Annotated in this window: 2 pseudogenes; both read right to left on the reverse strand. The window is 67.5% G+C overall.

The features are described from left to right. Positions 1-397, reverse strand: a pseudogene (locus RHBS_RS27845) (MFS transporter); the annotation flags it as partial. Between the two features lie 7 nt (positions 398-404). Beyond that, positions 405-1251: pseudogene (cobA, locus tag RHBS_RS27850) on the reverse strand (uroporphyrinogen-III C-methyltransferase); the annotation flags it as partial.

Consider the following 1251-nt stretch of genomic DNA (forward strand, 5'->3'; position numbering starts at 1 on the left):
CACCAAGCGAACGCCGTGGGCGACGCCACCGCGGCTCCCACGCCCTGAAGCGCGCGGGCCGCTACCAGCGTTGCCTCGTTGATCGCGAGCCCGCACAGCAGGGATGCGATGGTGAACAGTACGACGCCGGCCAGGAACATCTTCTTGCGACCGAAGGCGTCACCGAGTCTGCCGCCGAGGAGCATCAGCCGCCGAAGGCGAGGGCGTACGAGGTGAGCACCCAGTTGCGTCCGGCATCGGACAGACCCAGATCGGCCTGCAACGGTGCCAGAGCGAGGTTGGCGACCGTGCCGTCGAGCACCACCATCAACTGCAGGCCGCTCAGGACGATGATCGCCAACCCGAACGCTCGGGTCGTCACCGGGTACTTGACCTCGGTGCTGGAGGTATCGGACATCGATGATTCAGGCACGGGCGTTCACGTTACCGGCGTGTACAGAAAAACCGGCAACGGTTCCGATGACCACGATGGCCGGAGGCCTGATCTCCGCGTCCCGAACCGCATCGGCCACGGTGCTCAGCGTCGCGCGCACTTCGCGCTGGGTGCGCATGGTGCCTTCCTGAACGACGATCACCGGAGTGCCGGACGGCCGGCCACCCGCGATGAGAACGTCGGCGAACAGGCCGATGCGTTCGACGGCCATCAGCAACACGATGGTGCCCTTGAGCTTGGCCAGCGCGTTCCAGTCGACGAGCGAATCGGGATGGTCGGGTGCCACGTGGCCGCTGACGACGACGAACTCGTGGGTGACGGCGCGGTGCGTCACCGGGATCCCTGCGGACGAGGGCACCGAAATGGCGCTGGTGATACCGGGCACCACGGTGACCGGAATTCCCTCGGCGGCGAGCGCTTCGAGTTCCTCGTATCCCCTACCGAACACGTAGGGGTCGCCGCCCTTGAGCCGGACGACGAACTTGCCCGCCTTCGCGCCGTCGATCAACGCCTGGTTGATCGCCTCCTGCGCCATCGCGCGGCCGTACGGAATCTTCGAGCGTCGATGACCTCCACGTGCGGCCCCAGTTCGGCCAACAGCTCGGGCGGTGCGAGCCGATCGGCCACCACGATGTCGGCATAGGCGAGCAGCCTGCGCCCGCGGACGGTGATGAGGTCCGGATCGCCTGGTCCGCCGCCGACCAGCGCGACGCCCCGTCAACGGCGCATGTGCCGAATCGGCGACCACACCGGACTGCAGAGCTTCGATCACGCATTGCGGACCGCGGCCGATCGACGGTGCTCGCCGCCGGCGAGGA

The sequence above is a fragment of the Rhodococcus sp. BS-15 genome (genome assembly GCF_000813105.1).
GTDB lineage: Bacteria > Actinomycetota > Actinomycetes > Mycobacteriales > Mycobacteriaceae > Rhodococcoides.